This window comes from Mesorhizobium sp. M7A.F.Ca.MR.362.00.0.0 (assembly GCF_004023175.1).
Lineage (GTDB): Bacteria > Pseudomonadota > Alphaproteobacteria > Rhizobiales > Rhizobiaceae > Mesorhizobium.
In genome coordinates this window covers 1-5473 of the sequence record NZ_RZTF01000286.1, presented here as the reverse complement: position 1 = coordinate 5473, position 5473 = coordinate 1, and the positions used below count along the sequence as shown (strand labels likewise).

The 5473-nt window shown below is 66.8% G+C and carries 5 protein-coding genes and 1 pseudogene (1 of these 6 cut by a window edge); 3 read left to right on the top strand and 3 right to left on the bottom strand.

The genetic code is table 11. The annotated features are described in order from the left end of the window. From EOC06_RS44890 to EOC06_RS26750, 3 genes and pseudogenes are all read right to left on the bottom strand, one after another. Positions 1-197: pseudogene (locus EOC06_RS44890) on the bottom strand (sugar ABC transporter ATP-binding protein) (it extends 1325 nt beyond the left edge of the window). Continuing rightward, on the bottom strand, positions 194-1573 hold the full coding sequence (locus EOC06_RS26755; protein WP_128309192.1) for a carbohydrate kinase: 1380 nt from the start codon (positions 1571-1573) through the stop codon (positions 194-196). Before EOC06_RS26755 ends, EOC06_RS44890 begins: the two are co-directional and overlap by 4 nt. Beyond that, positions 1570-2346 (bottom strand): DeoR/GlpR family DNA-binding transcription regulator, encoded by a 777-nt coding sequence (locus tag EOC06_RS26750; RefSeq protein ID WP_127397171.1) that lies wholly within the window; start codon positions 2344-2346, stop codon positions 1570-1572. The genes EOC06_RS26755 and EOC06_RS26750 overlap by 4 nt, the downstream gene beginning before the upstream one ends. 193 nt (positions 2347-2539) lie before the next feature. Between EOC06_RS26750 and EOC06_RS26745 the strand changes: the two genes are divergently transcribed. From EOC06_RS26745 to EOC06_RS26735, 3 genes are all read left to right on the top strand, one after another. Continuing rightward, the gene (locus EOC06_RS26745) at positions 2540-3583 is read left to right on the top strand and encodes a class II aldolase/adducin family protein (RefSeq protein ID WP_128309191.1); all 1044 of its coding nucleotides are present in this window, start codon (positions 2540-2542) and stop codon (positions 3581-3583) included. A gap of 7 nt (positions 3584-3590) precedes the next feature. After that, positions 3591-4865, top strand: a complete 1275-nt coding sequence (locus EOC06_RS26740; protein ID WP_164898750.1) for an FGGY-family carbohydrate kinase — start codon at positions 3591-3593, stop codon at positions 4863-4865. Beyond that, positions 4862-5473 (top strand): TIGR01459 family HAD-type hydrolase (locus tag EOC06_RS26735; RefSeq protein WP_128309189.1); only part of this gene is annotated, 612 nt, incomplete at its 3' end. The genes EOC06_RS26740 and EOC06_RS26735, both read left to right, overlap by 4 nt.

Here is a 5473-nt window from a genome sequence, read left to right as displayed (position 1 = left end):
GGCCGATAGGCGCCTGAAAGCACTTTCATCAATGTCGACTTGCCGGCGCCGTTTTCGCCCATCAAGGCGTGCAGCTCGCCGGCGTGGACGCTGAGCGAGACATCGTGCAGGGCACGGATGGCGCCGAACGTCTTGGAGATGTGCCGCATCTCCAGCACCGGCTGGCGCGCCGTCTCGGCCCTGGCAATCGCACTCATCGCGCGCCTCCCACTGCCGCATCAGCGACGCCGCGGTCCATGGTGGCGTCACGCCAATTGCTGCGATAGCCTGCCAATCCGCTGAAACGCGACGTGCGCACCGGCTCCGGAACTTCGGCGGCGAATTCGCGCCCGACGCTCTCGAAGGCGAGCGCCGCGGCACCGGTGGCGCTGCCCTCCAGCGTGGCGCCCTGCAGGAAAGCCTGGCCGGGACGCAACTGCGCCAGCAGGCCGGCGAGCAGGCCGCCTGTGTTCAGCCCGCCATCGACGATCACCGTGTTGTTCGAATGGATGAGGTCGAGGCAGAGATCGACCATCAGCGCGACATAGAGCAGCGCCGCGGCCGCGCGTTCCTCGGCATTGGGCGCGCGCCCGACCAGTCGGCCGGAATGCCCCGACATCGGCCCGCCCGGCGCAAAGCTCGGCAGCGCCATGATGCCGGCATCGATCACCCGCTGCACCACTGGGCCGGCGATCTCGCCTTGCCAGCCGGCGCTGATTGTTGCGAATTCGCGCCCGCCCATGAAGCGGATGGTCGGCACTGGGCCGCCGCCGACATCGACGTTGACCAGCATGTCGCGATCCCGGTCGAGTGCGTCGAGCGGGCAGTCCGGATTGAGCACGATGACCCAGGTGCCGGTCGAAACGACGGTGACCGGGCCAAGCTCCTGCCGGCGATAGGCATGCAGCGCCGCATTCGAGTCATGGACGCCGTTGTGGATGGCGATCGGTCGCGCCGCGGCGCCGAGGCGGTGCTCGCCGATAACAGTGCCGGCGCGCTCGAAGGCAGGCATCCGGTCACGCCAGCCCTGCGCGTCGACCAGCGAGGAAAAGTCTTGGCTGCGCGGCGCCCACAGATGCGAATGGCAGCCGAGATAGGACACTTCCGAGACCGCCCGCCCGCCAAGGCGCCAGCTCCAGTATTGCGGATAGCCGAGGATCGATTTCGACGCAGCGAACGCGTCCGGATCGACCTCCTGCAGCCACAGCATGTGGCGGCCGTAGTTGAAGCCGAGCGGCAGCCGCGGCGAGAACGTCTCGGAAAAGTCCGGAATGCGGCGATCGATCCGCGCGGCAATCTCGGCCGGCGGCTCTTGCTCGTAATCGAGGATCGGATGCGTCAGCGCCGCCTCGTCGACCAAGGCAAAGGTGCAGCCATGGCCCGACACCATGACCCCTTCCACTCCATGACCGTCGACCGCATCGGCAACGGCGCTGAGCGCCCAATGGTGGAGCGCTGCCTCGTCGAGCACGCTGAAACCGTCTTGGCGCACCCATTTCGGCTGTGTCCGGCGCTCGTCGATGATCCGCCCGTCCTGGCCGAAGACGAACAGCTTCGAATTGGTCTTGCCGAAATCGAGGACAGCCACCTTCACTGGATGGCTCCCGAGGCTATCCGCACCATGACGCCGGCGTCTTCCAGCATGCGCGCATCTGCGTCGGAGAGGCCGTCATCGGTGACCAGCGTGCCGATGCGGGAAAGCGGCAACGCGACATTGCGCGCGTGGATCGACAGTTTGCGGCTATCGGCCAGCACCACGATCTGGTCGGCGCACAGGCTGAGATCGACGATCGAGCGTACCAGCAGCGGGTGCGATTCCATCACGCCTTCCTGGCCAAGGCCCTGCGTGCCGAGAAAGAATTTGGAGGCGTAGAAGGGCACGGCCTGGGTGAGCGAATGGATGATGCCGGGTTCGCGATGCAGATCACCGCCGGCAACCGTCAGGCTGCAATGGCCGTGGTCGCTGAGATAGGCCGCCAGCGGCATCGAGTTGGTGTAGAGGCGGATGTTGCGCTCGGCGAGCTTGACCCCGAGATGGAAGCAGGTCGAGCCGCCATGCACGATGACGGCGTCGCCGTCACGCACCATGGTCGCCGCCAGAGCGGCGATCTGCCGCTTGGCCTCGACCGCAAGGTCGCGGTTCTCGTCATAGGGCCGGGCGTAGGCGACACCGGCCTGGGAAGCGCCGTCGAGTGCCGAGATGCCGCCATAGACCTTCCGCGCTTCGCCGGCTTCGTCGATCCTGTCGATATCGCGCCTGACCGTCGCGGCCGAAACGCCAAGCCGTTCCTGCAGCTCGCGCACCGAAGCGAACGGACGATCCCGCAGCAGTTCGACGATCTGACGCTGGCGGCCGGAGTCGCTCAATTCTTTCCTCCCGGATGCCATTTTCCATGGCAGTTGGTGCAACTTACTCAACATTAGCCAGATTGCAAGCGCGTTTTGATGATAGTATATCACTATTGACGTAGATCACTCGTATCTGCGATATCAGCGCCAATTCGACCCCGGCAACGGGATTTCGCGCAGGACACGGCCGAGCCGTTGGAGGAAAAGCGCCATGGCGACCCAAGCTGATGCGCAGGAACTGGCGGCCTTGCGGGCGCTTTCGGCCAGCATCGGGCAGAGCCCGCACCTGACCCAGGCGGCAGGCGGCAACACCTCGCTGAAAGCCGGCGACACACTGTGGATCAAGGCGTCCGGCACCTGGCTGAAGGACGCGCTCGTCGATGACATCATGGTGCCGGTGGCGATGGCGCCGCTGCTGAGGGCCGTCGAGCAGCGCGATCGCGCCGCCGACCAGCCGCAGGGTTTCACCATTGCAGCGCTCAACCCGCGCGGCCTGCGGCCGTCGATCGAGACCACGGTGCACGCCCTGATGCCGCAGCGCGTTGTTCTGCATGTCCATTGCGTCGACACCATCTCGCTCGCCGTGCAGGCCGATGGCGAGGCCGAGGTCGTCAGGCGGCTCGATGGCATCGAATGGGCCTATGTGCCCTATTTCCGGCCCGGCCTGCCGCTTGCACGCGGCATTGCCGAGAAACTGCGGCCTGGTGTCGACGTGCTGATCCTTGGCAATCACGGCCTGGTCGTCGCCGCCGAAACCGTCGCCGGGGCGGAGCTTCTGCTGCGCCGTATCAGGTCATTGCTGGCCCGGCCGGCGCGCGCGACCGCCGCACCCGACCTCGACGCCTTGGCGGCGCTTGCCGGCGGCAGCGGCTACAGATTACCGGCCGATGTCGAAGCGCATGCGGTTGCGCTCGACCCTGAGAGCCGCCGCATGGCGCAGGCCGGCAGCCTCTATCCGGACCACGTCATCTTCCTCGGCCAGGGCTCCGTCGTGGCGAAACCAGGCGAGGCCGTGGCCGATGTCATTGCACGACTGGGCACGTCGCCTGCGGCGATCCTGTTTCCCGGCGCAGGCGTGCTGATGCGCGGCGACGCCAGTGCCGGCGCCGATGCCATGCAACGCTGCCTCGCCGACGTGACGGCGCGCATCGATGTCGCCGCGCGGCTGAACTATCTCACCGCTTCCGAGAATGACGAACTGGTCAACTGGGACGCCGAGCAATATCGCCAGAAGCTAAACGCGGCTGGCGGCTAGCATGGGCATGATGCCACTTGCCATCGGCATCGACATCGGCACATCGGGTGCGCGCGCCGTCGCCATGCGCCCGGATTTTTCCATAGCCGGGCACTCGGCCGTCCCACTCGACAGGTTTGGCAGCGATGGGCGAGCTCCCACGGAGTGGTGGCAAGCGGTCAAGACGGTGCTGACGGAGCTGCTTTCCGGCATCGACCGCACGGCGGTCCGCGCCATCGCCGTTGACGGCACCTCCGGCACGCTGCTGCCGGTCGACGCCGCCGGGCGGCCGCTGGCCGAACCGCTGATGTACAACGACAAGGTCGATGACGACGACATCCTGGCCGTGATCGCCCGCACCGCGCCGGCTGCAAGTGCAGCGCACGGAGCGACATCCGGCCTCGCCAAGGCCCTGCGCTTCCAGCATCTGCCGGACATTGCGGCGGTGCTGCATCAGGCCGACTGGATTGCCGGAAACTTCTCCGGCCGCTTCGACGTCAGCGACGAGAACAATGCCTTGAAGACAGGCTATGATGTCGAGGCCCGCCGCTGGCCGGAATGGATCGCGGCGACCGGAATGCGCATGGAGTTGCTGCCGCGCGTGGCCGAACCGGGCGAAGTCACCGGCGCCCTCACCGCGGAAGCCGGGGAACTGTTCGGCTTGCCGCGCGATGTGGCCGTTGTCGCCGGCACCACGGATGGCTGCGCCTCGTTCCTGGCGACCGGTGCTGCCGCGATCGGCGACGGCGTCACTGCGCTGGGATCCTCGCTGACCATCAAGATCCTGTCCGACCGGCCGATTTCGGCGTCGCGCTTCGGCATCTACAGCCACCGGCTCGGCAACGCCTGGCTGGCAGGCGGTGCGTCGAATTCCGGCGGCAAGGTGCTGGCTCAGCATTTTCCGCTCGCTCGTATCATCGAACTCAGCGCAAAAATCGACCCGGAGACAGACACCGGCCTCGATTACTATCCGCTTCCCGCCACGGGCGAACGATTTCCGATCGCCGATCCGGCGCTGCCGCCTCGCCTTGCGCCCCGGCCGGCGGACGACGCCGATTATCTGAAAGCGATGTTCGAAGGCATCGCCGCGATCGAGGCGCTCGGCTATGGCAGGCTTGCCGAACTCGGCGCGCCCGCGCTGATATCGGTCAGGAGCGTCGGAGGCGGGGCGGCGAACCCGGCCTGGACGGCAATCCGGCGGCGCAGGCTCGGCGTCGATTTCCTGCCCGCGCTTTCCGACGAGGCCGCCGCCGGCACGGCGCGGCTGGCGCTGATGGGTGCAAGCCGGGCAGGACTCCTATGAGCGCCAAAACGATCGAACGTCTCGACGGCATCGGGCCGCTGGCGGAGCGCTACGACGTGTTCCTGCTCGACCAGTTCGGCGTGCTGCATGACGGCACTCGGCCCTATCCGGGCGCGGTGGCAGCGCTGTCGGCGCTGAAGCGTGCCGGCAAGACCGTGGTGCTGGTTTCGAACTCCGGCAGGCGGGCGCAACCCAATGAAAGCCGGCTCATAAAACTCGGCTTCGAACAGGGAAGCTGGGATCATTTCGTCTCTTCCGGCGAGGTGGCGTGGCGATCCTTCACGGACATGGCGGCGTCGGGGAAGCTGCGCCCAGGGACAAAATGCCTGCTGATCAGCCGTGAAGCTGACCGCTCCGCGATCGAGGGCCTGCCTTTTGTGCTGACCGGGTCCGGCGATGAGGCCGAACTGGTGCTGATCGCGGCCAGCGAGGGTGACCGCTTTGACCTCGACCATTATCGCAGGCTGTTCGCGCCGGCTGCAGAGCGGCGGGTGCCGTGTTTCTGCACCAATCCCGACATCGTCATGCTGACGGCCGTTGGCCCTCGCTTCGGCGCCGGCCGTCTGGCCGATCTCTATGAAAGCCTGGGCGGCAGCGTTACCCGTATC